We start from the raw sequence: 25,371 nt of genomic DNA, 5'->3' as shown, positions 1-25,371 counted from the left end.
AGCGCCGGAATCGCGCCCATCTTTGGCCAAGTTCGGCTGTCCGTTTTGACGATGCGAGCGTTGCAGGACGCCGCGTCACTACGGACGAGACCAAGATGATAGCAAGCTCCAAGACCATGATGGTCGCCGCCGCCCTGGTGATGGGCGGCCTTACGGTCAGCGGCTGCGCGACCAAGAAGTACGTCAACACCCAGGTCGGGGCGGTCAGCGAGCGGGTCAGCGCTCACGACACCCAGATCGGCGAGTTGGACCAGACCGCCAAGGAAGCGCTGGATCGCGCCACCAAGGCCGGCAAGCTGGCCGAGGGCAAGTTCCAGTACGCCCTGGTGCTCAGCGATGACTCGGTGAAGTTCCCGGTCAACGCCGCCACCCTGTCGCCGGAAGCCGAGCAGCGCCTGGGCGAATTCGCCGAGAAGCTGAAGGCCGACAACAAGAACGTCTACCTGGAGATCCAGGGTCACACCGACAACTCCGGCTCGAAGGAATACAACGACGAGCTCGGCGAGAAGCGCGCGGAGACGGTGCGCAAGTTCCTCAGCCAGCACGGCGTCGCCCTGAACCGGATGGCGACGATCTCCTACGGCCAGGACGCCCCGGTCGCCCCGAACGAGACGCGCGAGGGCCGGGCCCAGAACCGCCGCGTCGTCGTGATGGTCCTCAGCTAGTTCCCCCAGCGTTCCGGATGGGCTCTTCGGTCGGCATCAAGCCGGAGCGCCGATCCTGGGCGGACTCGCCGGCGCGGGAGTGAGCGCCGCGCCGGCGAGGATTCCGTTTTCAGGCCTACCTGAAACGCTCGGCCGGCTGGTTGCGCGACAGGTTCGGATAGAGCTTGGCCTTGGCCGCCAGGGCGGCTTCCCAATCGGCGGCGTCGGGCAGCGACGGGATCGTCACCAGCTCGCCCTGGTCGAAGCCGGCCAGCGCCGCGTCGACCATGTCGTCGACGTCCATGACCATGTTCGGATCGACGGCGTTGATGTCCTGGCCCGAACGGTCCCAGATCTCGGTGCGGGTGGCGCCGGGCAGCACCGCCTGCAGGCGCACGGCGGAGTCGCCCAGCTGGAAGCGCAGGCCCTGGGTCAGATAGATCACGAAGGCTTTGGTCGCGCCGTAGACGGGCATGTTCAGCTCCGGCATCAGGCCGACCACCGAGGCCAGGTTGATGATCGTCCCGGCGTTGCGCGGAACGAAGTTGCGGGCCGCCGCCGAGGCCAGGCGGGTGACCGCCACGATGTTCAGCTGGATCATCTTCTCGAAGGCGTCGGGATCGGTGCTGACGAAATCGTTCGCGCCCGCGACGCCGGCGTTGTTGACCAGGGCGGTGATGGCCGTGTCGGTCGCCAGGCGCTGCTCCAGCTTGGCCAGATCGGCCTTGTTCGTCAGGTCCGCCTTGATGACCTCGACCTTCACGCCGGTCTCGGCGCGCAGCCGCTCGGCCTGGGCGTTGAGGCGGGCCTCGTCGCGGGCCACCAGGATCAGGTCTTGGCCGCGCTTGGCCAGGCGGTCGGCATAGGTCGCGCCGATGCCGGTGGAGGCGCCGGTGATCAGGGCCGCGCCTTGGATGTTGCTGTCGCTCATGGTCGTCTCAAGTCCTTTGCCGAGGCCCCATCGGTCCGGCTCGGGACTCTAGCTATGAGGTAACTTGCATTTCGCAAGTGAGTGGCCAAATATTTCGTCATGAGCAGATCTGAACGCGCCCTCACCCAATGTCCGGTCGCCCGCACCGTCGATCGCGTGGGCGATGGCTGGACCTTCCTGATCCTGCGCGACGCCAACCAGGGCCTGACCCGCTTCGATCAGTTCGAGAAGAGCCTGGGCGTGGCGCCCAACATCCTGACCAAGCGCCTGGCGGCCCTGGTCGAGAACGGCCTGCTGGAAAAGCGCGCCTACAGCACGCGGCCGCCACGCTACGAGTACGTGCTGACGGACCTGGGCCGCGACTTCGGCGGGGTGCTGACGGCGATGCTGGCCTTCGGCAACCGCCACTTCGCCGTCGAGGGGATCGCCGGCCAGTTGGTCGATCGCGAGACTGGCCAGGCCGCCGAGCCGATCCTCGTCGACCGGATCAGCGGCAAGCCGATCACGCCGGAGCACTTCACCTACGCGGCCGGACCGGCGGCGGGGCCCGAGGTCCTGGATCGGGTGGCGTTCATGGCCGCGCAGGCCTCGCAGGCCTAGCGTTCAGTATCCGGAAAATGTGTTGTCGGCGATCGCTGGTATCGGCAACGTTCGCGCTCCTGATCCGGAGTCGCCATGCGCCTGTCCCTCGTCCTCGCCGCCGGCCTGATGGCGGCCGGCGTCGCTCACGCCGAAACGCCCGCTCCCTCCACGGACCAGCCGCTGCTGCGGACCGTCGCCGCCGATGTCGACGCCAAGGCGCTGGAGAGCACGATCCGCTCGCTGGTGGGCTTCGGCACGCGCCACACCCTGTCGGACACCAAGTCCGAGACACGCGGGATCGGCGCGGCGCGCCGCTGGGCCAAGGCGCGGTTCGAGGCCATTTCCAAGGACTGCGGCGGCTGCCTGACCGTCGAGACCCCGTCCCAGGTCGTGACCGGCCGTCGCGTTCCAAACCCGACCGAAGTGATGGACGTCCTGGCGATCCAGAAGGGGACCTCGGACCCGAACCGCGTGATCATCATCGCCGGCCATATCGACAGCCGCGTCACCGACGTCATGAACTTCACCAGCGACGCGCCGGGCGCCAATGACGACGGCTCGGGCGTGGCGGCGGTGATCGAGGCCGCGCGGGTGCTGTCCAAGCACAGGTTCCCCGCCACCCTGGTGTTCGCCGTGCTGTCGGGCGAGGAGCAGGGCCTCTTGGGCGGCAAGGTGCTGGCCGACTACGCCAAGGCCAACGGCTGGAAGGTCGAGGCCGACCTCAACAACGACATCGTCGGCAACAGCCGCGGCCAGAGCGGGGTGATGGACAACACCCACGTCCGGGTCTTCTCGGAAGGCACCAAGGCGGTCGAGACGCCCGAGCAGGCCAATGGCCGACGCTACAACGGCGGCGAGGTCGACAGCCCCTCGCGCAACCTGGCCCGCTACCTGGACGGTCTGGCTGACAAGTACCTGACTAATTTCGACGTGGTGATGGTCTATCGCACTGACCGCTATGGCCGCGGCGGCGACCAGGTGCCGCTATTGGAGGCTGGCTATCCAGCCGTGCGGGTGACCGAGGCCGTCGAGAACTACGACCGCCAACACCAGGACCTACGGACCGAGAACGGCAAGGCCTATGGCGATACGATCGAGGGCGTGGACTTCGCCTATCTGGCGCAGGTGACGCGGCTGAACGTGGTGGCGATGGCTAGCCTGGCCTCGGCCCCGCCGCCGCCGTCGGGCGTCAAGATCGAGGGCGCGGTCAGCCCGGACACCAAGGTCTCGTGGGCTCCGACGCCCGGCGCGGCCGGCCATCGCGTCTGGTGGCGCGTAACCACCGACCCGACCTGGCGCCTGAACCGCTGGGCGCCGGGCCCGGCCGCGACGACGACCCTGAAGGACGTGGTGATCGACGACTACTTCTTCGGGGTGTCCTCGGTCAGCGCCGACGGCTGGGAGAGCCCGATCGTGTTCCCGGGACCCGCTGGCAGCTTCGAGAGCCCGCCGCCCGCACCCAAGCAGCCCTAGGCGATCAGGTCCGGGTCGTTCCGCTTCAACCAGGCGGCCGCGTAGGAGCAGAGCGGGGTGATCCGCATGCCCTCGGCGCGGGCGGTCTCGGCCACCTTGGTCATCAGCCGTCCGGCCGCGCCCGTGCCGCGCAGGGCGGGATCGGCCTCGACGTGCGGGATCACTAGCCGGTGGCCGGACCGCTGATAGTCGGCGAAGGCCAGCAGGCCGTCGACCTCCAGCTCGTAGCGGCTGAGTTCGGGGTTGTGGCGGAAGGTGTCGGTCATGACCTTTCCAACGCGGGTGAGGCGGCTCGCGTTGCCGACGAGCCGCCTCGTTGCTCCATCACCGGTATCGAAAGCGGACGGTTACTTGATCGCCTCGATACGCTTTTCGTAGTCATCCCAGAGGGCCGTCTTCTCGCGACCGACGGCGTTGTAGGCTTCGGTCTCCTTGGGCGCATAACCCGATTGCTCCATGGGCCCCTTCAAGGCCTCTTGCTTCTTTTCCAGTTCGGCGATCTTGGCGTCGCGCTCGGCGGCAAGCGCGTCGCGCCGCTTGGCGTTGGCGTCGAAGGCCTTCATGACCTCGATCGCCTCGGCGACGGTCGCCGGGTCCTTGCCTTGGGCGTTTGTCGGAGAGGCCCCCAGTCCAGTCTTGGCGCTGATCGTGCGCCCGAGCACGTAACGGCCAAATAACTCCCGGTCCGCCGGCTCCAGGCGGTTGGCGACCTTCTGGATCTTGGCCGGATCCTCCAGGAGTTCCGGTGTGATCTTGGTCGCCTTTGGATCCGGACTGCAGCCCGACAGGAGGCTGGCGGCGGCGATGACCAGTATGGCTTTGCGTAGCATTCGATGGTGTCTCCCAACCCAAGGTGGAGACGCTATCGTGCGCGGGTCGCGCTTGTCGATTGCTGATCCGCCGCCGTCCGGTCTCAGACCAACTCCACCGCCATCGCCGTGGCCTCGCCGCCGCCGATGCAGAGCGACGCCAGGCCCTTCTTGCCGCCCCGCGCCTGCAGGGCCGAGATCAAGGTGCAGAGGATCCGCGCGCCCGAGGCGCCGATCGGGTGGCCCAGGGCGCAGGCGCCGCCGTTGACGTTGAGTTTGTCCTCGGGGATGCCGAGCTCCTGCTGGGCGATCATGGCGACGACCGCGAAGGCCTCGTTGACCTCGAACAGGTCGACGTCCTCGACGCTCCAGCCGGCCTTCTTCAAAGCCTTGCGCATGGCCGGAACCGGGGCGGTGGTGAAGAGGCCCGGCTCGTGGGCGTGGGCGGCGTGGCCGGCGACGCGGGCGACGATCGGCAGGCCCAGGGCCTTGGCGACGCTCTCGCGCGTCATGACCAGGGCGGCGGCGCCGTCGCTGATCGAGGAGCTGTTGGCCGCCGTGATGCCGCCGTCGCGGGCGAAGGCGGGCTTGAGGGTCGGGATCTTGGCCGGGTCGGCCTTCAGCGGCTGCTCGTCGGTGTCGACGACCTCGCTGCCCTTGCGGGTCTGGACCGTCACCGGCGTGATCTCGGCCTTGAAGGCGCCGGTCTCGATGGCGGTCTTGGCCTTGGCGAGGCCCTTGGTCGCGTAGGCGTCCATGGCCTCGCGGGTGAACTGGTACTGGGCGGCTGTGTCCTCGGCGAAGGCGCCCATCAGCTTGCCGGGCGTGTAGGCGTCCTCGAGGCCGTCCAGGTACATGGAGTCCCAGATCTGGTCGTGGCCGATGCGGGCCCCGCCGCGGTGCTTGGCCATCAGATAGGGCGCGCCGGTCATGCTCTCCATGCCGCCCGCGACCACCAGGTCGACAGAGCCGGCCGCCAGGGCGTCGTGGGCCATGATCGCGGCCTGCATGCCGCTGCCGCACATCTTGTTGACGGTGGTGGCCTCGACCGAGAGCGGCAGGCCCGCGCCCAGCGCAGCCTGGCGGGCCGGCGCCTGGCCAAGCCCGGCCGGCAACACGCAGCCCATGATGATCTGCTCGACCTTGTCGCCCGCCACCCCGGCGCGCGCGATCGCGGCCTTCACCGCCGTCGCGCCCAGCTCGGTGGCCTTCACCCCGCCCAGGGCGCCCTGGAAGCCGCCCATCGGCGTGCGGGCGTAGGAGACGATGACGACGGGATCGGCGGCGGACATGAATTTCTCCCTGGAAGGCTTTTGAGGTGGGATAGGCCCTCATCGCCGCATCCCGCGCAAGGGGCTTGCGAGATCGTGATGGGAAAGGGGCGAGCGACCGCTGGTGGACGCCAGCGGCCGCTCGCCAGTTCGCAATAACCGAGAGAGTCAATTGCAAATAAAAACCTACATTGGTTCATCTTCAAACGCAACGCTCTTGCTTTCCCTCGCGGAACGCCGCACCCTCCGTCCATGGGTCGAACCGCTGACTACACCAACGAACGCTGCTCGGTCGCCGCCACCCTCGAGGTCGTGGGCGATCCGTGGACCTTGCTGATCCTGCGCGACGCCTTCGCCGGGGTGAAGCGCTTCGAGCAATGGCAGGAGCGGCTGGGAGTCGCCCGCAACGTGCTGGCCGCGCGCCTGAAGAGTCTGGTCAGCCACGGCGTCATGGAGACCCGCCGCTATTCCGAACGACCGCCGCGCCACGAATACTGGCTGACCGAGAAGGGCCTGGCCCTGTCGCCGGTGCTGCTGACCATGGCCGAGTGGGGCGACCGCCACGTCTATGGCCGCGACAACTCGCCGGTGCTCTTCACGCACAAGACATGCGGCTGCGCCTTCCATCCGGTTCTGGCTTGCGAGGCGTGCGGCGAGGTGGTGGGGCGCCGCGACCTGGAGCGCACCTCGCGCCAAGCCGACAGCCTGACCGTGGGCGAGGCGCTGGAAGCGGCGAACATGGCGGCGGAGTGAGCTACCGTTTTCACGTCCACCGGACGAAGCCAGCCTATCGACTGGTGATCGCCGAGGGCGCCGGCTTTCCCGCCGAGGCGCGTGAAGAGGACTGGCGTCACACCTTCACGCGAGGGCGCGAAGACACCGCCGCGGACGTCGCCCGGCTCGTGGACGAGACCGGTTATTGCCTCTTCAAGATCGGCTTGGCTTTCGAGGAGATGGACGACTAGTCCGCGACGCCGCCCCGCAGCGGGTCCTCGCCGGTCAGTTCCTTGATGTGCTGGCGCTGACGGCGGACGCCTTCGGCCGTGACCTTCACGGGCTTGAGCGTTTCCGGCGGCTTCGGCGCGGTGGTCTTTTCCGGCTTGCTCACTTGGCGCCTCGCACGACCCATTGGGCCGCGCCCAAGGTCAGGGCGTCCTCGACCAGGCCGGTCGGCGTCTGGCCCCAGCGGCGCAGGGCCTTCATGCGGGCGCCGAAGGTGACGTAGGACGCCGCGACCGCCGCGCCGGCGCCGAGGGCCGCGCCCAGCACGAGATGCCTGCGTGGGGCAAGGGCCGCGCCCGCAAGGCCGCCCGCCAGCAGGCGCGCGACGATCCCGGCGGGTACGATGCGGTCCGGCGCCGACTTCAGCTTGTCGCCCCACAGCTCGCCCGCCGCCAGCGCCTTGGAGCCCGCCGAGAACAGCGGATGGGCCAGCAGGCGGACGGCCGGATTGGTCTCGGCGAGCTGGCCGCTGCGGGCCGCCTCGCTGACGGTGGCCAGCGGCGTCAGCGCGCGGGAGCCGGCCGAAAGGCCGATGAGCAGGGATCGAAGCATGCGGGTCCTCCAGGGCGTGTCGTTTGCACAACCCCGGAGGCCGTCTTTCGATCCTTGAGTCAGGCCGTCGCCAGATCCATCGCCCGCACGGCCCGCGCGATGAAGCCGCCGCCCAGGACGCGCGTGGGATCGGCCGGGTCGTAGAGCACGCAGGCCTGGCCCGGGGCGACGCCTTCTTCCGCCCCGTCGAAGGCCACCGCGACCTCGCCGTCCATCAGCGTCAGGCGGCCGGGGACCGGCTCGCGGGTCGAGCGGACGCGGGCCAGCACCGGCTGGCCGTCCTGGGCGGCCGCCTCAAGATCGTCCTGGCCGCCCAGCCAGTTGGTTTCCTTCAAGGTCAGGGCGGCGGTCAGCAGGGCTTCGCGCGGACCGACGATCACCTGGCGCTTGTCGGCGTCGATCTTCACAACGAACAGCGGATCGCCGACGGCGACGTTGAGGCCTCGGCGCTGGCCGATCGTGTAACGGGTCACGCCCTCGTGGCGGCCCAGCACGCGGCCGTCCAGGTGCACGATGTCGCCGGCTTCCGCGCCTTGCGGTCGGATGCGGTCGATGACGGTCGTGTACTTGCCCTCGGGCACGAAGCAGATGTCCTGGCTGTCGGGCTTGTCGGCAATCGAGAGGCCCAGGCCCGCGGCGACGGCGCGGACAGTCGGCTTGTCCATGCCGCCCAGCGGGAAGCGCAGGAAATCCAGCTGCTCGCGCGTGGTGGCGAACAGGAAGTAGCTCTGGTCCTTGGCCGGGTCGGCGGCGCGGCGCAGCTGCGGGCGGTTCGTCCCGGCGGGCATGCCGCGCTGGACGTAGTGGCCGGTGGCCATGGCCTCGGCCCCCAGGTCGCGGGCGACGTCCAGGAGGTCGCGGAACTTGACGGTCTGGTTGCAGCGCACGCATGGGATCGGCGTCTCGCCGCGCAGATAGGCGTCGGCGAAGTCCTCGATGACCTGCTCGCGGAAGCGGCTTTCGTAGTCGAGCACGTAGTGCGGGATGCCGATCCGCTCGGCGGCCATGCGGGCGTCCAGGATGTCCTGGCCGGCGCAGCAGGCGCCTTTGCGCGAGATCGCCGCGCCATGGTCGTAGAGCTGCAGGGTGACGCCGACGACGTCATAGCCGGCGCGGGCCAGCAGGGCGGCGGTGACGGTCGAGTCCACGCCGCCGGACATGGCCGCGACGATCCGGGTTCCCTCCGGCAGGCCGACGGCGGCGCGCGCCTGTTCGACGGCGCGGGCGATCAGGGCGTCGGCGTCTGCGGTGTCGGTCTTGGTCGGAAACTCGGCGGTCATCGCCGCCATATAGCGGCGGAACGTCGGATTTGCGAGGTTCGCCCCTATTTCAGCACGTTCAGCAGCGACGACTGCTGCAGGCTGCTGAACACCTGGGCCGAGGCCTGGACGGCCAGCTTGGCCGACTCCAGCCGGGTCACCGCGTCGGCCATGTCGACGTCGACGATGTCGCCGACCATGCCGGTCAGCAGGTCGGCCTGGTTCTGGAGATCGGTATGGGCGGTCTCGAAGCGCTTCTGGGTGACGCCGTTCTTGCCCTGGACGTCGACCACACCCTTGTAGGCGGAGTCGAAGGTGGGCAGCAGGCCCTTCAGGAAGTTCACCTGGGTGTCGTTCAGCTTGCCGGTGAACGCCCCATTGGCGTCGACATAGGCCTGGATCTGCTTGAACGCGTCGAACACGGGCACGCCGAAGGCGTCGCCGAGCACGCCGGTCTTGGCGCTGGTCTGCTCGTCGATCCGGTTGGTCGCGATGTACTGGTCGTTGTTGAACAGCGAGGCCGTGGTGGGCGCCAGGGTCAGGTCGGCCATGCTGGTGGCCGAGGTCGTCTCGGTGTCAGTCTTTGCGCCCGAGAAGACGTAGAGGCCGTTCGACTTGGTGTTCAGACCCTGAACGACATCGCCAAACGCGGCCTGGAGTTGCTGCATCAGGGTCTGGGCGCTGCCGGAGGCCAGGGCGTTGGCGATGGCCTCGCGCGCGGCCTTGGTGGAGTCGGCGACCTTGCCGAGGCCGGTGTCCTGCATCTGCAGCCGATTGGTGACCAGTTTCGACTGGTCGATCAGGCCGTCGAGGCGCGCCTGGGTGCTGCGCATGGCCGTCAGCATCTCGGCGTTCTTGGCATAGCCCTTCAGGTCGGTGGCGACCTTCTGGCTGGAGACCTGCGCGCCGACGTCGCTCTGGCGGATTTGGGCCCGCATGAGGTTGGACGTCATGACGTTGTAGTTCTGGACGGTGGAAACTCGGGTCATGGCTTAGCTCACAAGTCCGGTTAGCACGTCGTACATGTCCTTGGTCGCCTGGATCAGGCGGGCCGAGGCGTTGAACGCCTGCTGGTATGTGGTCAGGTTGATCAGCTCTTCGTCGAGGTTCACGCCCTCTTCGGACTGGCGCTGGCTGTCGACTTCGGTGGCGACCGCCTCGGCGGAGTCCTTGCGGCTTTCGGCGGTGTTGGCTTTGCGGGCGATGGCGCCGCTGAAGTCGGCCGCGTAGCGCGAGACGCTCATGGTCGCGGGCGTCGCGTCGCCGGCCGCCGAGAAGTTGGTGACGGTGTCGCCAGACTTCGCCAGGGCCAGGGCGCCGCGGCCGTCGCCGATCGCCAGGGCGGCGGCCCCGCCGACCGCCTGGGTCAGGTCCAGCTTGGCGAAGGGCAGCAGCGTTGGGTTCTGGTCCATCGCCGTGCTGACGAAGAACTTCTCGCCCCGGGTGCTGCGCTCGGCGGGACCCACGCCGAACAGCTGGCTGACCGAAGGGCCGCCGACGCCGCGCTCGGTGGTGTCGCCGACAACGGACATGGTCACCGGCGTGGTGGTGTTCGATGTGAAGGTCATCTGGCCTTTGGCGTTCAGCGTGAACTGGCCATAGAGCCCGACCCCCGAGGCGCGTGAGTTCAGCGCGTCGAGCAGGTTCTGCACGGTGCCGCCGACGGGCGCGTCGACCACGACGTCGCGGATCCGGCCGCCTTCGACGTCGGTCAGGCGGATGGTCATGGTGCCCGAGGTGAAGCCGTGCGGGTCCGCCGCGGTCAGGCCCGTCTCATAGGGCGAGTAGCCGTTGGTGCGGATGATGTCGTTCAGGCCGAAATAGTGGCTGAAACCCTTGCCGGCCTTGTCGGCGGGCGTGGTCGGGTCGTCCGCGACCGCGACCCCCAGGCCGCCGGTCCCCGACAGGTTGAGGGCGCCGCCCGAGAAGCCGGCGCCGCCCATGCCGCCCATGGCGGTGTTCAGCTGGGTCATGAAGTTGGCTGGGGTGAAGGCCGGACCCGCCGCGCCGTTGATGCTCATGGTCCCGGCGTCGAAGTCGATGTCGATCCGGCGTTGGATCACGCCGCTGCTGTCGGTCAGGGCGATCGTCGTCTTGCCGGTGAAGCCGGTGATCGCCGCCTGGGCGTCGAGGCCCGTGTCGCGGCCGTTCAGGGTGGTCGGTGCCGGCACCGCCGAGGCGGCGTTGGCGGCGCGGTTGATCTCCTCGGCCGCGCGCGAGGTGAATTCGCCCAGCTGGTCGGACAGATTGACCAGCTCGGTGTTGCGCACCTCCATCAGGCCCCGGATCTCGCCGCTGGAGATATTGAGAGGGGTCGGCATTTCCGAGCCATTGGCGAGCTGGACCGTCAGGTAGCCCGTGGCCGTCGGCGAGGTCTGGTAGGTGACCCTGGCCGCGCCGTCGCCCGCCAGCGGCAGGCCCTCGGTCGACCGAACGACCACGCCGCCCATGGTGCGCGGCGTGACCTGGACGTTCATCAGCTTGGACAGCTCGTCGACCAGGCCGCTCTGCACGTTCTCGGCGCCCGTCGCGTCGGCGCCCGCCACCCTGGCGCGGGTGATATCGGTGTTGAGGGCGTCGATCTGGCTGAGCAGGTCGTTGACGCGATCGACGTCGCCCGAGATGCGCGTGTCGGCGTCCTTGCCAAGCTTGGAGATCGACGAGGTGATGCGGCTCGACTCGCTGAGGAATTGATCCACCCGCGTGAGGGCCTGGGTCCGCAGCAGCGACGAGGAGGGATCGTCCTGCGCCTTGGAGAAGGCGGTGAAGATGTCGTCCAGGCGCGAGAAGAAGCTGGTGTCGCCTGTCGGGTCCCCGAACAGCTGCTGCACGTTGTTCAGCGACTGGGCGATCACGCCGGCGCGGCTGCTGTCCGAGGCCGCGTTCAGGCTGGCCGTGGTCAGGAAGCGGTCCGTCGCGCGCTTGATGGCGTCGATGCTGACCCCGACGCCCATGCCGTTCGACAGCATGTTCGACTGGGAGATCGTCTTGCGGACATAGCCCTTGGTGTTGACGTTGGCGATGTTGTCGGACGTGATGCGCAGGCCCGTCTGGGCCGCCATCATGCCGGACGTCGCCGTGCCCATGATCGAGTTCAGCGACATGCGAACGATCCTTTCAGCTCGGCAAACCGCGCAACGCACGACGCGTCCTTGCCCGGCGAAACTTGCCGGGGCGGGGTGGGGATCAGGATCCCGATATATGCCAAGCCATTGAATTTCATGGCGAAGAGTTCCGTGGGTCGGATATTCGACGAGATGTCATGCGCAAGGAGGGCGCCAAGTCGGGGCGCGACCCGCCGACGCGGCAACTCCGGTCCCCAAGCGCCCGTCGAACTGGGCAAAAAGCGCCGCTCGGAGGCAGGTTCGCGATCGTAAACGAGCGATTAACTTCAATAAAAACAGCATTTTGATGGTGTTTTTCGGAGTTGGCCCAACCATTGCTGGGGAGGAGCGGCAAAGGCGCGTTCGTTATGGACCGCCGCCCAACCGAGCTTCGACTGCGAATGACCGCGATCGCCGCACCCACCGCCGCTCTTCCCGCCGCGCCGACCCCGGCCGTCGGCGCGAAGTCGGCCAATGACGGCTTCGACGCCCTGATGGCCATCGCTGGCCGCAAGGACGACACGCCCGCCCCCCGCGCTTCGGCTCGCGCCGAGTCCAAGAGCGACGCCCGCGACGAGGACGTCCGTTCGTCCAAGCCGGCCGACCGCCCCGCCAAGACCGAGGCCAAGGCCGACTCCGCCGCCGCCGATCGGGCCGAGGCTCGAGCCGACGCGCGATCCGACGCGGCTCAGGACGCTCGCGCCGATCAGGCCGATCAAGTCGCCGCCGACAAGGTGGCTGACAAGGCTGCCGACAAGGTGGCCGCCAATGCTGACGCCAAGGCGGACGCGGCCGCGGATCACACCGAGGCCAAGGCCGACAAGGCGGACGCCAAGGCCGATCAGGTCGCCGACACCGCCGCCAACGTCAGCCAGGACGCGGCTCAGATCGACGCCGCCGCCCAGGCCGCCGCCGCCGCGGCCCTGATCGCGGCGATGGCCGCGCCCGTGCAAGCGCCGGTCCAGGCTCAGCCCGAAGTCGCCGAAACAGCGATCCCGGCCGAAGCGCCGGTTGTCGAAGCCGGGCAAACGCCGACCTTCGCCGCCCTGGCCCAAGCCGACGCCCAGGCGGCGACGCAAGAGCCGCTTCTCGAAAAGACCGCCAACCAGGCCGAGGCCAAGCCCGCCCAGCCGGCCGCCACCGCCCCCCAGACGGCCGCCGCCGCTGTCGCCGAGAGCGCGGCTGTCGACGCCGCCGCGCTGGAGGCTCTGTCCAAGCTGAACGCGGGCGAGGCCGCGCCGACGCCCGTCGCCGCGCAGGCGGTTGCCGAGCAGGCCGTCACGGCGCAGGCCGCCGAAGCGCCGGCTGTGGCCACGGCCAAGCCCGCCGAGACCGCCAAGCCGGCCGCTGACACGGCCAAGGCCGCCGCCGCGCCGATCGTCCAGGCGACGATCGCGCCCGCCGCTCCGCAGCCTATCACCGCGCCGGTGCTCGCCGCGCCGGAGGCCGACGCCGCCGCGACGCCTGGAGAGGCTGTCGCCGCCCAGGTCGCGGCCGACGCCGCCGAGACGGCCGAGGCCGCGCCAGCCGCCAAGCCGGTCGAGACCGCCAAGGTCTCCGCGCAGAACCAAATCCAGGCCAAGCTGGCCGACGCCGCGCCGGTGGAGACCGCTCAGGCCGTGACGGCGGTGGTCAGCGCCGAGGCGGCGACCTCCGAGGCCGGCGGCGACGCCAAGACGCCGAACGCGGCCAGCTCCGTCGCGGTCGAAGCGCCGGCCCAGGCCAACGCGCCGGCCCCCACGATCGCCCCGCCGCCGGTCGCGACCGCGCCGGTTGTCAACGCCTCGACCCAGGCCGCCGCGCCCGCGCCGGTCCGCGGTTCGCCCGAGACCGTCGCCGCGCTTTCGGCGGAGATCGTCAAGAAGGCCGACGCCAAGACCACCCGCTTCGACGTCGCCTTGACGCCCGAAGGCCTGGGCAAGGTCGATGTGCGCATCGAGATCGCTCGCGACGGGGCCCTGACCGCCTCCATGCGGTTCGACACCGTCCATGCGGCGCAGGAACTGCGCAACAAAGCCGGCGAACTGCGCCAAGCCCTCGCGGACGCTGGCTTCAATGTGGCCGACAACGCTCTGTCCTTCGACGTCTCCAGCCAGAACAACGGCCAGAACCCCAACGCCTTCTTCGCCTTCGACGGCTGGAACGATCAGGGTCAGCGCGCCTTCTCGGGCCGCGCCTTCCAGGCGGCGATGAACGCCGAGGAAGAGATTGTCGTCACCCCCTCCGACCTGCTGCCCGGCCTGAAGACGGCCGCCGACAGCGGCCTGGACATCCGGATCTAGGAAGCGCCCATGGCCAGCACCGTCTCCTCGCAGAGCACCACCTCGGTTCTTGACCGTATCAACAACGGCAAGAAGTCGGTGGCGTCCAACACGGAAACCTTCCTGAAGCTGCTGACCACGCAGCTGAAGAACCAGGATCCGCTGTCGCCGACCGACACGACCCAGATGACCCAGCAGATCACCCAGATGACCGGGGTCGAGCAGCAGCTCGTGACGAACGACCTGCTGGCGGCCCTGGTGGGCATGAACACCGGCACGGGCCTGTCCGAAGGCGTGTCGATGATCGGCAAGCAGGTCACCGCGACCACCGACAACTCGACCCTCAAGAACGGCAAGGCGACGTTCTCCTGGACCCAGGCGGGCGGCTCGACCTCGCTGACCGTCGAAATCAAGAACGCGGCCGGCAAGGTCGTCCGCACCCTCAAGCCGGACGACCAGAAGAGCGGCGACCACACCATCACCTGGGACGGCAAGGACGACTCCGGCGCCCAGCTGGCCGACGGCGGCGTCTATACGGTCAACGTCAAGGCCGTCGGCGCCGACGCCAAGGACATCAAGGTCACGAACATCAAGGGCCGCAGCGAGGGCGTCGTCACCGCCGTCGACAACTCCACCGGCCAGGCCAAGGTCATCGTCGATGGCCAGGCCATTCCCATCGACAACGTCATCGGCATCACCGCCGCGGCGACCGCAACCACCAGCGACCAGACGACCCCCAAGGCCGCCTGATCAAACTATCGACCGGGCGTTAGAACGACGCCGACGCGATCCTCGGAAGACGGTCTTCCCCGGGATCCAAACGCAAACCGCGCTGAACCCTCGAACCCTTTCAACGCAGGATTACCGTTATGAGCATCAACAGCGCCATGCTCGCCGGCGTTTCCGGTCTGGTCGCCAACTCTTCGGCCCTGGCCGCGATCTCGGACAACATCGCCAACGTCAACACGGTCGGCTACAAGCGCTCCAGCGCTAACTTCTCGACTCTGGTCACCTCCGGTTCGAAGAACCAGACCTACAGCGCCGGCGGCGTGAAGGCCCAGACGCACCAGTTCATCAGCCAGCAGGGTCTGACCCAGTCGACGACCTCCAACCTCGACCTGTCGATCTCGGGCGCGGGCTTCTTCGTCGCCACCGAGAAGCCCGAGAACTTGACCGCCACCGACACGCGCTCGTTCACCCGCGCCGGTTCGTTCCAGCTGGACAGCCTGGGCTACCTGCGCAACGACGCCGGTCTCTATCTGCAGGGCTGGCTGGCCGACCCGGTCACCGGCACGATCACGCCCGACCCGTCGGACCTGATGCAGCTGTCGTCGATCAACGTCGGCACCGTTGGCGGCACCGCCGAGAAGACCACCCGCGTCGGCATCAACGCCAATCTGCGCTCCGAGCAGCCGGTGGCCGCCGCCGTGTCGTACAAGGTCGGCACCGCCGGCAATCCCTCGTTCACCAACGTCGCGACCGTTCCGGCCACCACGCCGCGCTCGTATGACGTGGTCTACAGCTCGACGGGCGTCACCAATCCGGCGGCTTCGGGCAACAACGAGTACCAGGTCGACGTCAAGGAAAACGGCGTGGTGATCGCCACCGGCATCATCGGTTATGACGCGGCCGGCAATATCGCCACCTCGACCCTGAAGCCCAAGGCGGCCGCCACGGCTTCCGGCTCGCTGACCGACTTCGATATCGACACCAACGCCACGCCGACCACGGTCAGCCTGGCGGCCCTGGGCCTCACCACCGACGCCGACGCCAAGACGGGCAAGCTGTACGACCCGGCCACCTGGTCGATGTCGGACTACGCCAAGGACAACACCAAGGGCGTCAAGCCGGACTTCGAGATCCAGATCCCGCTGTCGGACTCCAAGGGCGGCCAGCGCACCGTCACCCTCTCGCTGCTGAAGGCCCCGGGCCCGAACCAGTGGTACGCCGAACTGCGCGCCAAGCCGGGCGACCTCGCCAACAACGGCAACGGTCAGATCAGCACCGGCATCGTCAGCTTCACCACCGACGGCAAGCTGCAGAGCACCGGCGGCCTGTTCGGCACCACGGTTCCGACCTCGATCTCGATCCAGGCCTCGGGCACGCCGCTGGTCGTCCAACCCGCGCCGCCCGCCGCGCCGCTGCCCCAGCCGCCGGTCTGGGCCGACGGCCTGGGCATCGACACCCAAGACGTCCAGATCGACCTGGCCAGCGCCGCCGGCGGCCTGACCCAGTACAACAGCCAGTCGGTCGTTCAGTCGGTGAACACCAACGGCACGGCCTTCGGCAACCTGACCAACATCGAGGTCGACGAGGACGGCTACGTCTCGGCCATCTTCGACAACGGCGTCACCCGCCGGATCGCCCAGGTGGCGGTCGCGACCTTCTCGAACCCGAACGGTCTGAAGGGGGTTAACGGCAACGCCTATCGCGTCACCAACGAGAGCGGCACCTATAGCCTTAAGGCTCCGGGGCAGGGCGGAGCCGGCGCGCTGGCGCCTTCTACTCTGGAAGCTTCGACCGTCGACCTCTCGACCGAGTTTACCGGCTTGATCACCACGCAACGTGCTTACTCCGCCTCGTCGAAGATCATCACCACCGCCGATCAGATGCTTGAGGAGCTTCTGAATATTAAGCGCTAATCAGCGGGTTTAACCTTCTTTAATACTCGTGTCTCACGTTGAGACACGGCGGAGTGCTAAGAGCCGTCTTGTTTAGGCCTTTCTTTACTATTGGGATTAAGCCGCTGTTATTAGGCGGCGCCTATAGTGGCCTCCAACAGTGATGGTTGTGGGAAAGGCGTAAAGCCATGTTGCAGCAGCAGCGCACGAACAGCCGGGGTGAGAAGTATGTGATCGGGCCCACCGGCGCGCCGCTCACCCTGTCCGATTTGCCGCCGCCGGAGACCCAACGTTGGGTCATCCGTCGCAAGGCCGAGGTCGTGGCCGCCGTTCGCGGTGGCCTGCTCTCGCTGGACGAGGCTTGTGACCGCTATAAGCTGACCAACGAGGAATTCCTCGCTTGGCAGCAGTCGATCGATCGCCACGGCATGGCGGGCCTGCGGACCACCCGGATCCAGCAGTACCGTTAACCTGGGCTTGGGGGTGCGTCGCCTTGACCGTCCCCGCTTACATCGAAAACCTCGAAGGCCTTGCGCCAGAAGGGTTTGACGACGTTCAGCGGCCGCGCCCTCCGGGGCGCGGCCGCGACGTTTTGGCGCCCCGGAGCGCCGCTTCCACGGCCAAATATAAACGCCTCGTTTACCTTATACTGGGTAAATCCTGCCTACCGACAGGCGCTTCGTCAGCGCTCGCCGGGCGTCCCCTTTGGGGTCGTTGATCAGGGGATGGGGCTTCGTGGAAAGCTTTCTGGGTTCGATTCAGAGGTTCGGCGTCGGTCGGTTGGCCGCGATGCTGGGCGTCGGCGCTGGCGTCGTCGCCGTGCTGGTGGCCCTCGTCATGTTCATGGGCAGGGAGCCCAATGAGCTGCTGTATTCGAACCTCGATCTGAAAGAGGCTTCCGAAGTCACCCAGGCCCTGAGCCAGGCGGGCATCAAGTACGAGACCAAGGGTGATGGTTCGACCATCCTGGTGCCGCGCGACAAGGTCGCCAGCGCCCGCCTGATGGTCGCCGGCAAGGGGCTCGTGAGCTCCGGCTCCATCGGCTACGAGATTTTCGACGGCGGCAACGCCCTCGGCCAGACCGACTTCGTCCAGCAGTTGAACCGTCAGCGCGCCCTGCAGGGCGAGCTGGAGCGCACGATCAAGGCCATGCAGGGCGTTAATAGCGTCCGCGTCCACCTGGTTCTGCCCAAGCGCCAGCTGTTCGAGGAAGACGCCGAGCAGCCCTCGGCCGCCGTTACGATCGGCGTCGGTTCGCGCGAGCCGTCGAGCGACATGGTCCACGCCATCCAGAACCTGGTGTCGTCGGCCGTCCCGAACATGAAGGCCGAGAAGGTCGCGGTCATCGACCAGCACGGCAAGACGCTGTCGGCGCCCAGCGACGAGAGCCTGGCCGGCAAGGAAGCTCAAGACCGCAAGACCGAGGTCGAGCAGCGCATCGCCAAGACCGTGAAGGACATGATCGAAGGCGTGCTCGGCCCGGGCAAGGCGCGCGTCAACGTCACCGCCGATCTCGACCTGAACCGCGTCACGACCCAGGAAGAGCGCTTCGATCCGGACGGCCAGGTCGTCCGCTCGGAAAGCACCAACGAGTCGAACAGCCAGGAAAACAAGAACGAGGACAATTCGGGCGCGACGGCCACGGCCAATGTGCCGGGGCAGGGCGCCAACGGCTTCCAGCAGCTGGGCTCGCGCGCCGGCGCCAACGAGAGCGTCACCAACTACGAGATCTCCAAGTCGGTGAAGACCACCGTCCAGGAGCCGGGCACGATCAAGAAGGTCGCGGTCGCGGTCGCCATCGACGGCGTCACGGCCCCTCCCGGCAAGGACGGCAAGCCCGGCGCCTACACGCCGCGCTCGGCCCAGGAAATCCAGCAGATCGAGGATCTGGTGAAGACCGCCGTCGGCTTCGACGCGACGCGGGGAGACCAGGTCAAGGTCACCAATATCAAGTTCCCGCAGCCCGAGGACCAGGGTCTGGAGAAGCAAGGCCTGCTGTCGGGCTTCGACAAGAACGACATCATGCGCGCCGCCGAGCTGGGTGTCCTGGGCATCGTGGCGATCCTGATCCTGCTGTTCGCGGTCCGGCCGTTCATCAAGAACCTGTCCGAGCCTAACGTCGTGGCGGCGCTGCCCACGCCCGGCCAGCCCGTGACCCGCATGGTCACCCTGTCGGACGGCACCCAGCAGCAGGTCGTGGTCGACGAGAGCGGCGAGCCCCTGGCGATCGCCGGTCCGGTCAGCGACATCGACCAGCGGATCGACATCGCCAAGATCGAAGGCCAGGTTAAGGCCTCGTCGATCAAGCGCGTGTCGGAGTTCGTCGAAAAGCACCCCGAAGAGTCGGTCGCGATCCTTCGCAACTGGCTGCATGAGTCGAGCTGACGGCCATGAAAGTCGCGGTCAACGACGTCAAGAAGCTTTCGGGGCCTGAAAAGGCGGCCATCGTGCTGCTGGCCCTGGGCGAAGAGCATACCCGCATCTGGGAAGCGCTCGACGACGAGGAAATCAAGGAAGTCTCGCAGGCCATGGCCGGCCTGGGCACGGTGTCGGCCTCGGTGGTCGAAGACCTGCTGGTCGAGTTCGTATCGGGCATGAGCTCGACCGGCGCGATCATGGGCTCGTACGAGCAGACCCAGCGCCTGCTGGCGTCGTTCATGCCGCCCGACAAGGTCGACGCCCTGATGGAAGAAATCCGCGGTCCCGCGGGTCGAACCATGTGGGACAAGCTCGGCAACGTGAACGAGGCCGTGCTCGCCAACTATCTGAAGAACGAATACCCGCAGACCGTCGCGGTGGTTCTGTCGAAGGTGAAGAGCGACCACGCCGCGCGCGTGCTGGCCTGCCTGCCCGAAGACTTCGCCCTGGAATGCGTGACGCGGATGCTGCGCATGGAGCCGGTGCAGCGCGAAATCCTCGACAAGATCGAGATGACCCTGCGCACCGAGTTCATGTCGAACCTGGCGCGCACGTCCAAGCGCGACAGCCACGAGATGATGGCCGAGATCTTCAACAATTTCGACCGTCAGACCGAGGCGCGCTTCATCGCCGCCCTGGAAGAGCGCAACCGCGAGGCGGCCGAGCGCATCCGGGCCCTGATGTTCGTGTTCGAGGACCTGTCGAAGCTGGACCCGGGCGGCATCCAGACCCTGCTGCGCGGCACGCCCAAGGAGCAGCTGGCCCTGGCGCTGAAGGGCGCTTCGGACAAGCTGCGCGACCTGTTCTTCTCGAACATGTCCGAGCGCGCGGCCAAGATCATGCGCGAGGACATGGACAGCATGGGCCCCGTGCGCCTGAAGGATGTCGACGCGGCCCAGGTGGGCATGGTCCAGGTCGCCAAGGACCTCGCCGCCAAGGGCGAGATCATGCTGGCCGGCTCGGGCAGCGAAGACGAGCTGATCTACTGAGGCGGATGGCATGATCGACACCCCTCGCAAATTCGCCTTCGACACGGTCTTCGACGACCGCGGCGGCGTCGCCTACGAAGCGCCCAAGGTGAAGAAGAACTTCACGCTGGAAGAGGTCGAGGCCGCCAAGGCCCAGGCCTATGCCGAGGGCGAACGCTCGGCCGTGGCCCGCGCCGAGCAGGAAGCCGCCATGGCCTTGGGCGATATCGCCGGCCTGGTGCGCGAAGCCTTCGGAGCGCTGACTCAAGTCGCCCACGAGCACCGCGAGGGCTCGGCCCTGCTGGCTCTGGCCTGCGGCCGCAAGATCGCCGACGCGGCGCTGACCCAGTTTCCCGAGGCGCCGGTGACCGCCGCGCTCGAGGCCCTGGCTCGCGAGGTCGAGGCCCAGCCGCGGATCTTCATCCGTGTCGCCCCGGAGATGGAAGAGCGCATCCAGCAGGCGCTGGAGACCGTCGCGGCCCAGATCGGCTACCAGGGCCAGATCGTCGCCCGGGCCGACGGCGCCATGGCGCCCGCCGCCTTCACCTTCGACTGGGGCGAGGGCCGCGCGGCCTTCGACCCGGACGGCGCCGCCCAACGCGTCACCGAAGCGCTGGAGGCGGCGATCGCCGCCGAAGGCCTCCACGCCGAACCCATGTTCTCATAAGCAAGGCTGACCCCCATGGCCGAAGACAACCTCACACTCGACGAATTCGGCGGCTCGATGCTGGCCTCCGAAATGCCGGTCGAGATCGCCGACAAGACCGCGTCGGACCTGGCGCCGGTCTTCGACGTCCCGGTCAACATCTCGGCGGTGCTGGGCCGCGCCAACATGTCCGTGGCGCAGCTGCTGCAACTCGGCCAAGGCTCGATCCTGGAGCTTGACCGGAAGGTCGGCGAGGCGATCGACATCTACGTCAACAACCGCCTGGTCGCCCGGGGCGAGGTCGTCGTCGTCGACGAGCGCCTGGGCGTGACCATGACGGAAATCATCAAGGACGGCGACCAGAACTAAGGTTCTGAAACGCCAGCGACTTCAAGGTTTTAGGTTCTTCCCTCGGAAGGGCTTCGGGAGAGTTAGAGATGCGGCTTCTGGTCGTCGGAAAACTGAACGGGCAGCTCTCGGTCGCCGTGAAGATGGCGATGAACGCGGGGGCCAAGGTCTCGCACGTCGAAACCACGGAGCAGGCGACGAATGCTCTGAGGGCGGGGCAGGGCGCCGACCTGATGATGGTCGACTATGCTCTCGACATCGCCGGCTTGATCGCCGCCAACGAGGCCGAGCGGATCCGGGTGCCGGTGGTGGCCTGCGGCGTCGACGCCGATCCGATGCGCGCCGCCGCCGCCATCAAGGCCGGCGCCAAGGAGTTCATCCCGCTTCCGCCCGACGCCGAGCTGATCGCCGCCGTCCTGGCCGCCGTCACCGACGACGAGCGCCCGATGATCGTCCGCGATCCGGCCATGGAGCAGGTCATCAAGCTGGCCGACCAGGTCGCGCCCTCCGACGCCTCGATCCTGATCACCGGGGAAAGCGGCTCGGGTAAGGAAGTCATGGCGCGCTATGTCCACGGCAAGAGCCGTCGGGCCAAGGCGCCATTCATCAGCGTCAACTGCGCCGCCATCCCCGAGAACCTGCTGGAAAGCGAGCTGTTCGGCCACGAGAAGGGCGCCTTCACCGGCGCCATGGCCCGCCGCATCGGCAAGTTCGAGGAGGCCAACGGCGGCACCCTGCTGCTGGACGAAATCAGCGAGATGGACGCCCGCCTGCAGGCCAAGCTGCTGCGCGCGATCCAAGAGCGCGAGATCGACCGCGTTGGCGGCGCCAAGCCGGTCAAGGTCGACATCCGCATCCTCGCCACCTCAAACCGCGACCTGGCCCAGGCCGTGAAGGACGGCACGTTCCGCGAAGACCTGCTCTATCGCCTGAACGTCGTGAACCTGCGCCTGCCGCCCCTGCGCGAGCGCCCGGCCGACGTGCTGAGCCTGTGCGAGTTCTTCGTAAAGAAGTACTCGGCCGCCAACGGCATTCCGGAAAAGCCGATCTCGGCCGAGGCCAAGCGCCGCCTGGTCGCCCACCGCTGGCCGGGCAACGTCCGCGAGCTGGAAAACGCCATGCATCGCGCGGTGCTGCTGTCGACCGGCGCGGAGATCGAAGAGTTCGCTATCCGCCTGCCGGACGGCCAGCCGATGGCCCCGGCGCCGGACGTCGCGGTCGCCCGCGGCGCCCAGATGGCCGCCGACGCCGTCTCGCGCACCTTCGTCGGCTCGACGGTGGCCGAGGTCGAGCAGAAGCTGATTATCGACACCCTGGAGCACTGCCTGGGCAACCGCACCCACGCGGCCAACATCCTGGGCATCTCGATCCGCACCCTGCGCAACAAGCTGAAGGAATATTCCGACGCCGGCGTGCCGGTGCCGCCGCCGCAGGGCGGGGTCGGCGCGGCGGCTTGAGGCAGGCGCCAAGATGCCGCGGCGCCGCGACCATCGGTCCGGCGCCGAACATGGCTAATTTTCATTAAGGATATGGCGGCGGACCGCAAATCGCTTCAATCGCTGGTCCGCTAGACCTTCACCGTCCAAGGTTCCGAATGGCCGACGCCGCCGCCCCGACCGCCAGCTCGATGCCCAGCGCCAAGTCGCTGGTCGACGGGTTCCTGCGCGGCGAGATGGGCCTGGCGCTGGGCGTCGTCGGCATCATCGTCCTGCTGATCCTGCCGGTCCCGTCGTTCCTGCTGGACCTGCTGCTGGCCATTTCGCTGACGGGATCGGTGCTGATCCTGATGACGGCGATCCTGATCAAGAAGCCGCTGGAATTCACCTCGTTCCCGACCGTGCTGCTGGTCGCGACGCTGTATCGCCTGGGCCTGAACATCGCCTCGACCCGCCTGATCCTCGGCCACGGCCAGGAAGGCACGGGCGGCGCGGGCGCGGTGATCGAAGCCTTCGGTCACCTGATGATGCAGGGCAACTTCGTCATCGGGGTGATCGTCTTCATCATCCTGATCGTCGTGAACTTCATGGTCGTGACCAAGGGTTCGGGCCGGATCGCCGAAGTGGCGGCTCGCTTCACCCTGGACTCCATGCCCGGCAAGCAGATGGCGATCGACGCCGACCTGTCGACCGGCCTGATTGACCAGGAAGGCGCCAAGCTGCGCCGCAAGGAGCTGGAGCAGGAAAGCACGTTCTTCGGGGCCATGGACGGCGCCAGCAAGTTCGTGAAGGGCGACGCGATCGCCGGCCTGATCATCACCGGCATCAACATCGTCGGCGGCATCATCATCGGCGTCGTGCAGCACAAGCTGCCGATCGGCGAGGCGGCCTCGACCTACACCATCATGACCATCGGCGACGGCCTAGTCAGCCAGATCCCGGCCCTGGTGATCTCGATCGCCGCCGGCATGGTCGTCTCCAAGGCGGGCGTCGAAGGCTCGGCCGACAAGGCCCTGACCACCCAGCTGGCGATGAACCCGGTCGGCCTGGGCATGGTCTCGGCCTCGGCCGGCGTCATGGCCCTGATCCCGGGCATGCCGATCATCCCCTTCGCGGCCGTGGCGGTCGGTTCGGGCATGCTGGCCTACAAGCGCATCCAGGACGCCAAGGCGCCAAAGGCCCTGGATCCAGCAGACCTCGAGGCGGCCGCGCCCGCCGAGGCCGAGGAGGAGCCGATCAGCGCCTCCCTGGCCATCGACGACGTCAAGATCGAGCTGGGCTACGGCCTGCTGACCCTGATCAACGACCTGGACGGCCGCAAGCTGACCGACCAGATCCGCGCCCTGCGCAAGACGCTCGCCAGCGAGTACGGCTTCGTCATGCCGCCGGTCCGCATCCTCGACAACATGCGCCTGGCCAACCAGGGCTACGCCATCCGCATCAAGGAGATGGAGGCCGGCGCCGGCGAGGTGCGGCTGGGCATGCTGATGTGCATGGATCCGCGCGGCGGCCAGGTCGAGCTGCCCGGCGAGCACGTGCGCGAGCCCGCCTTCGGTCTGCCGGCCACCTGGATCGCCGACGACCTGCGCGAAGAGGCCACCTTCCGCGGCTACACGGTCGTCGATCCGGCCACGGTGCTGACCACGCACCTGACCGAGATCCTCAAGGAGAACATGGCGGACCTGCTCTCCTACGCCGAGGTCCAGAAGCTGCTGAAGGAGCTGCCCGAGGCGCAGCGCAAGCTGGTCGACGACCTGATCCCCGGCACGGCCACCGCGACCACCGTCCAGCGCGTGCTGCAGTCGCTGCTGCGCGAGCGGGTCTCGATCCGCGACCTGCCGCAGATCCTGGAAGGCATTGGCGAGGCCGCCCCGCACACGGCCTCGGTCACCCAGCTGGTCGAACAGGTCCGCGCGCGTCTGGCCCGCCAGCTCTGCTGGGCCAATCGCGGCGACGACGGCGCCCTGCCGATCATCACCCTGTCGGCCGACTGGGAGCAGGCCTTCGCCGAGAGCCTGATCGGGCCTGGCGACGACAAGCAGCTGGCCTTGCCGCCCTCGCGCCTGCAGGACTTCATCCGCGGCGTCCGCGACGCCTTCGAGCGCGCGGCCCTGGCCGGCGAGGCGCCGGTGCTGCTGACCAGCCCTGGGGTCCGCCCCTATGTCCGCTCGATCATCGAGCGCTTCCGCGGCCAGACCGTGGTGATGAGCCAGAACGAGATCCACCCCCGCGCGCGGCTGCGGACTGTGGGGATGGTGTAGGGCCGGAGCGGTCCGAGCGTCGGAGATCGGTGCTGAAGGCTAGGCGCGTTTCGGCTCCCGTCTGACTTTTTCAATAAACCGACCTCCCCGGCGAATGCCGGGCCCAGATTCATCCGGAGCGTCTGGGGATGATGCGATCTCGCGCCGCGCTGAACGACTGGGTCTCAGTGGGTTCGATCTGGGTCCCGGCGTTCGCTGGGAAGGTCGGGTTTCTGGATTCAGACTGGAGACTGGAAACGACGCTAGGAGGACTTTGCGCCCCCGGCGCAATTGATCTCGACATCCGCCGGAACTATAGGTGCCGGGCCGAAAATAGAGTTGCAGGGTGGTGTCTCCTGCGCCCGTTCGCGGGTTCTTCTCAGCCACGGCGTCACCTCAATTGAGGGGCGCCCGCTATCGCGAATGCGCCCCTCGTCCAAGGACGCTGAGCGCCATGCACTACCTCTATCTACTCACCGCTATCGCAGCCGAAGTCACGGCCACTACCTTCATGAAGCCGTCGGAAGGGTTCACGAAGCTTGTGCCATCCCTTGTCGTGGTCGCCGGATATGCGGTGGCGTTTTACTTTCTGTCCTTGACGCTCCGCACCTTGCCCACCGGCATCGCCTACGCAATCTGGTCAGGCGTGGGTGTTGTGCTCATCACCGCGATCGCTTGGATCTTTCAGGGCCAGAAGCTCGACGCAGCAGCCATCCTTGGCATGTCGCTCATTGTGGCAGGGGTCGTCGTGCTAAACCTCTTCTCAAAGGCCAGCGCTCATTGAGTTGAGGTTGCGGGCTGTCTCA

25 protein-coding genes are annotated in these 25,371 nt (G+C 67.8%); 16 read left to right on the top strand and 9 right to left on the bottom strand.

The window, feature by feature from the left end:
* The first annotated feature begins 95 nt into the window (after positions 1–95).
* Positions 96–665 carry an OmpA family protein gene (locus tag CSW60_RS06680; protein WP_201722978.1) on the top strand — a complete coding sequence of 190 codons (570 nt, stop codon included), beginning with the start codon at positions 96–98 and terminating at the stop codon, positions 663–665.
* Positions 666–780: 115 nt separating this feature from the next.
* Here the strand turns inward: CSW60_RS06680 and CSW60_RS06675 are convergent, their stop codons facing one another.
* A complete protein-coding gene (locus CSW60_RS06675) occupies positions 781–1,575 on the bottom strand; it encodes an SDR family oxidoreductase (RefSeq protein ID WP_099536484.1) in 795 nt (264 codons plus the stop codon).
* A gap of 99 nt (positions 1,576–1,674) precedes the next feature.
* Here CSW60_RS06675 and CSW60_RS06670 point away from each other — a divergent pair, with 99 nt between their 5' ends.
* Together CSW60_RS06670 and CSW60_RS06665 are read left to right on the top strand one after the other, a co-directional pair.
* Positions 1,675–2,175: a helix-turn-helix domain-containing protein gene (locus tag CSW60_RS06670; protein WP_099537579.1), complete on the top strand. Its 501-nt coding sequence runs from the start codon at positions 1,675–1,677 to the stop codon at positions 2,173–2,175.
* Between the two features lie 75 nt (positions 2,176–2,250).
* Entirely contained in the window at positions 2,251–3,630 is a 1,380-nt protein-coding gene (locus CSW60_RS06665) for a M20/M25/M40 family metallo-hydrolase (RefSeq protein WP_099536483.1), read from the top strand.
* Here CSW60_RS06665 and CSW60_RS06660 read toward each other — a convergent pair.
* From CSW60_RS06660 to CSW60_RS06650, 3 genes are all read right to left on the bottom strand, one after another.
* A complete protein-coding gene (locus CSW60_RS06660) occupies positions 3,627–3,896 on the bottom strand; it encodes a GNAT family N-acetyltransferase (protein ID WP_099536482.1) in 270 nt (89 codons plus the stop codon). The genes CSW60_RS06665 and CSW60_RS06660 overlap by 4 nt on opposite strands.
* An 81-nt stretch (positions 3,897–3,977) precedes the next feature.
* Positions 3,978–4,460 carry a hypothetical protein gene (locus CSW60_RS06655; RefSeq protein ID WP_099536481.1) on the bottom strand — a complete coding sequence of 161 codons (483 nt, stop codon included), beginning with the start codon at positions 4,458–4,460 and terminating at the stop codon, positions 3,978–3,980.
* Positions 4,461–4,543: 83 nt separating this feature from the next.
* On the bottom strand, positions 4,544–5,731 hold the full coding sequence (locus CSW60_RS06650) for an acetyl-CoA C-acyltransferase (RefSeq protein WP_099536480.1): 1,188 nt from the start codon (positions 5,729–5,731) through the stop codon (positions 4,544–4,546).
* Positions 5,732–5,962: 231 nt separating this feature from the next.
* Between CSW60_RS06650 and CSW60_RS06645 the strand changes: the two genes are divergently transcribed.
* Positions 5,963–6,463 carry a helix-turn-helix domain-containing protein gene (locus CSW60_RS06645; RefSeq protein ID WP_099536479.1) on the top strand — a complete coding sequence of 167 codons (501 nt, stop codon included), beginning with the start codon at positions 5,963–5,965 and terminating at the stop codon, positions 6,461–6,463.
* Positions 6,460–6,675, top strand: a complete 216-nt coding sequence (locus CSW60_RS06640; protein WP_099536478.1) for a hypothetical protein — start codon at positions 6,460–6,462, stop codon at positions 6,673–6,675. Before CSW60_RS06645 ends, CSW60_RS06640 begins: the two co-directional genes overlap by 4 nt.
* Here CSW60_RS06640 and CSW60_RS23610 read toward each other — a convergent pair.
* Genes CSW60_RS23610 through flgK form a run of 5 tightly spaced genes read right to left on the bottom strand, consistent with a single transcriptional unit; the run spans position 6,672 to position 11,627 of the window.
* A complete protein-coding gene (locus CSW60_RS23610; RefSeq protein ID WP_201722977.1) occupies positions 6,672–6,818 on the bottom strand; it encodes a hypothetical protein in 147 nt (48 codons plus the stop codon). The genes CSW60_RS06640 and CSW60_RS23610 overlap by 4 nt on opposite strands.
* Positions 6,815–7,264 (bottom strand): DUF4126 family protein, encoded by a 450-nt coding sequence (locus tag CSW60_RS06635; RefSeq protein WP_099536477.1) that lies wholly within the window; start codon positions 7,262–7,264, stop codon positions 6,815–6,817. The genes CSW60_RS23610 and CSW60_RS06635 overlap by 4 nt, the downstream gene beginning before the upstream one ends.
* Before the next feature lie 59 nt (positions 7,265–7,323).
* The gene (gene mnmA, locus CSW60_RS06630; protein ID WP_099537578.1) at positions 7,324–8,544 is read right to left on the bottom strand and encodes a tRNA 2-thiouridine(34) synthase MnmA; all 1,221 of its coding nucleotides are present in this window, start codon (positions 8,542–8,544) and stop codon (positions 7,324–7,326) included.
* A gap of 44 nt (positions 8,545–8,588) precedes the next feature.
* The gene (locus tag CSW60_RS06625) at positions 8,589–9,512 is read right to left on the bottom strand and encodes a flagellin (RefSeq protein WP_099536476.1); all 924 of its coding nucleotides are present in this window, start codon (positions 9,510–9,512) and stop codon (positions 8,589–8,591) included.
* A gap of 3 nt (positions 9,513–9,515) precedes the next feature.
* Entirely contained in the window at positions 9,516–11,627 is a 2,112-nt protein-coding gene (gene flgK, locus CSW60_RS06620) for a flagellar hook-associated protein FlgK (protein WP_099536475.1), read from the bottom strand.
* Between the two features lie 401 nt (positions 11,628–12,028).
* Between flgK and CSW60_RS06615 the strand changes: the two genes are divergently transcribed.
* The 11 genes from CSW60_RS06615 (at position 12,029) to CSW60_RS06555 (ending at position 25,349) form a co-directional block, all read left to right on the top strand.
* Positions 12,029–13,909 (top strand): flagellar hook-length control protein FliK, encoded by a 1,881-nt coding sequence (locus CSW60_RS06615; RefSeq protein ID WP_099536474.1) that lies wholly within the window; start codon positions 12,029–12,031, stop codon positions 13,907–13,909.
* Between the two features lie 9 nt (positions 13,910–13,918).
* Positions 13,919–14,638, top strand: coding sequence for a flagellar hook assembly protein FlgD (locus CSW60_RS06610; protein WP_099536473.1), 720 nt, complete (start codon positions 13,919–13,921; stop codon positions 14,636–14,638).
* 119 nt (positions 14,639–14,757) lie between these two features.
* Complete coding sequence (gene flgE / locus CSW60_RS06605) at positions 14,758–16,530, top strand: flagellar hook protein FlgE (protein WP_099536472.1); 1,773 nt, start codon at positions 14,758–14,760, stop codon at positions 16,528–16,530.
* 167 nt (positions 16,531–16,697) lie between these two features.
* Positions 16,698–16,979, top strand: coding sequence for a CtrA inhibitor SciP (gene sciP, locus CSW60_RS06600; protein WP_013080463.1), 282 nt, complete (start codon positions 16,698–16,700; stop codon positions 16,977–16,979).
* A 265-nt stretch (positions 16,980–17,244) separates the two neighbouring features.
* Positions 17,245–18,894, top strand: a complete 1,650-nt coding sequence (gene fliF / locus CSW60_RS06590) for a flagellar basal-body MS-ring/collar protein FliF (RefSeq protein ID WP_099536470.1) — start codon at positions 17,245–17,247, stop codon at positions 18,892–18,894.
* 5 nt (positions 18,895–18,899) lie between these two features.
* The gene (gene fliG / locus CSW60_RS06585) at positions 18,900–19,916 is read left to right on the top strand and encodes a flagellar motor switch protein FliG (protein ID WP_099536469.1); all 1,017 of its coding nucleotides are present in this window, start codon (positions 18,900–18,902) and stop codon (positions 19,914–19,916) included.
* Positions 19,917–19,926: 10 nt separating this feature from the next.
* On the top strand, positions 19,927–20,562 hold the full coding sequence (locus tag CSW60_RS06580) for a flagellar assembly protein FliH (RefSeq protein ID WP_099536468.1): 636 nt from the start codon (positions 19,927–19,929) through the stop codon (positions 20,560–20,562).
* A 15-nt stretch (positions 20,563–20,577) separates the two neighbouring features.
* Entirely contained in the window at positions 20,578–20,910 is a 333-nt protein-coding gene (gene fliN / locus CSW60_RS06575; protein ID WP_099536467.1) for a flagellar motor switch protein FliN, read from the top strand.
* Between the two features lie 68 nt (positions 20,911–20,978).
* Entirely contained in the window at positions 20,979–22,346 is a 1,368-nt protein-coding gene (gene flbD, locus CSW60_RS06570; protein ID WP_099536466.1) for a sigma-54-dependent transcriptional regulator FlbD, read from the top strand.
* Between the two features lie 137 nt (positions 22,347–22,483).
* Positions 22,484–24,586 carry a flagellar biosynthesis protein FlhA gene (flhA, locus tag CSW60_RS06565; protein WP_099536465.1) on the top strand — a complete coding sequence of 701 codons (2,103 nt, stop codon included), beginning with the start codon at positions 22,484–22,486 and terminating at the stop codon, positions 24,584–24,586.
* Positions 24,587–25,019: 433 nt separating this feature from the next.
* On the top strand, positions 25,020–25,349 hold the full coding sequence (locus tag CSW60_RS06555) for a multidrug efflux SMR transporter (RefSeq protein ID WP_099536463.1): 330 nt from the start codon (positions 25,020–25,022) through the stop codon (positions 25,347–25,349).
* Positions 25,350–25,371: the final 22 nt, after the last annotated feature.

The organism is Caulobacter sp. X, assembly GCF_002742635.1.
Taxonomy (GTDB): Bacteria; Pseudomonadota; Alphaproteobacteria; order Caulobacterales; family Caulobacteraceae; genus Caulobacter.
This window is presented reverse-complemented; position numbering and strand designations above follow the sequence as displayed.

Excerpts from the sequence above, each read along its gene's own strand:
- CSW60_RS06670 (WP_099537579.1), top strand. The coding sequence starts at position 1,675 with ATGAGCAGATCTGAACGCGCCCTCACCCAATGTCCGGTCGCCCGCACC.
- CSW60_RS06675 (WP_099536484.1), bottom strand. The coding sequence starts at position 1,575 with ATGAGCGACAGCAACATCCAAGGCGCGGCCCTGATCACCGGCGCCTCC.
- fliN (WP_099536467.1), top strand. The coding sequence starts at position 20,578 with ATGGCCGAAGACAACCTCACACTCGACGAATTCGGCGGCTCGATGCTG.
- flhA (WP_099536465.1), top strand. The coding sequence starts at position 22,484 with ATGGCCGACGCCGCCGCCCCGACCGCCAGCTCGATGCCCAGCGCCAAG.
- CSW60_RS06635 (WP_099536477.1), bottom strand. The coding sequence starts at position 7,264 with ATGCTTCGATCCCTGCTCATCGGCCTTTCGGCCGGCTCCCGCGCGCTG.
- CSW60_RS06625 (WP_099536476.1), bottom strand. The coding sequence starts at position 9,512 with ATGACCCGAGTTTCCACCGTCCAGAACTACAACGTCATGACGTCCAAC.
- CSW60_RS06660 (WP_099536482.1), bottom strand. The coding sequence starts at position 3,896 with ATGACCGACACCTTCCGCCACAACCCCGAACTCAGCCGCTACGAGCTG.
- CSW60_RS06555 (WP_099536463.1), top strand. The coding sequence starts at position 25,020 with ATGCACTACCTCTATCTACTCACCGCTATCGCAGCCGAAGTCACGGCC.
- flbD (WP_099536466.1), top strand. The coding sequence starts at position 20,979 with ATGCGGCTTCTGGTCGTCGGAAAACTGAACGGGCAGCTCTCGGTCGCC.
- CSW60_RS06665 (WP_099536483.1), top strand. The coding sequence starts at position 2,251 with ATGCGCCTGTCCCTCGTCCTCGCCGCCGGCCTGATGGCGGCCGGCGTC.
- CSW60_RS06615 (WP_099536474.1), top strand. The coding sequence starts at position 12,029 with ATGACCGCGATCGCCGCACCCACCGCCGCTCTTCCCGCCGCGCCGACC.
- fliG (WP_099536469.1), top strand. The coding sequence starts at position 18,900 with ATGAAAGTCGCGGTCAACGACGTCAAGAAGCTTTCGGGGCCTGAAAAG.
- flgK (WP_099536475.1), bottom strand. The coding sequence starts at position 11,627 with ATGTCGCTGAACTCGATCATGGGCACGGCGACGTCCGGCATGATGGCG.
- flgE (WP_099536472.1), top strand. The coding sequence starts at position 14,758 with ATGAGCATCAACAGCGCCATGCTCGCCGGCGTTTCCGGTCTGGTCGCC.
- sciP (WP_013080463.1), top strand. The coding sequence starts at position 16,698 with ATGTTGCAGCAGCAGCGCACGAACAGCCGGGGTGAGAAGTATGTGATC.
- CSW60_RS06610 (WP_099536473.1), top strand. The coding sequence starts at position 13,919 with ATGGCCAGCACCGTCTCCTCGCAGAGCACCACCTCGGTTCTTGACCGT.
- mnmA (WP_099537578.1), bottom strand. The coding sequence starts at position 8,544 with ATGACCGCCGAGTTTCCGACCAAGACCGACACCGCAGACGCCGACGCC.
- CSW60_RS06680 (WP_201722978.1), top strand. The coding sequence starts at position 96 with ATGATAGCAAGCTCCAAGACCATGATGGTCGCCGCCGCCCTGGTGATG.
- CSW60_RS06645 (WP_099536479.1), top strand. The coding sequence starts at position 5,963 with ATGGGTCGAACCGCTGACTACACCAACGAACGCTGCTCGGTCGCCGCC.
- CSW60_RS06650 (WP_099536480.1), bottom strand. The coding sequence starts at position 5,731 with ATGTCCGCCGCCGATCCCGTCGTCATCGTCTCCTACGCCCGCACGCCG.
- CSW60_RS06580 (WP_099536468.1), top strand. The coding sequence starts at position 19,927 with ATGATCGACACCCCTCGCAAATTCGCCTTCGACACGGTCTTCGACGAC.
- CSW60_RS06655 (WP_099536481.1), bottom strand. The coding sequence starts at position 4,460 with ATGCTACGCAAAGCCATACTGGTCATCGCCGCCGCCAGCCTCCTGTCG.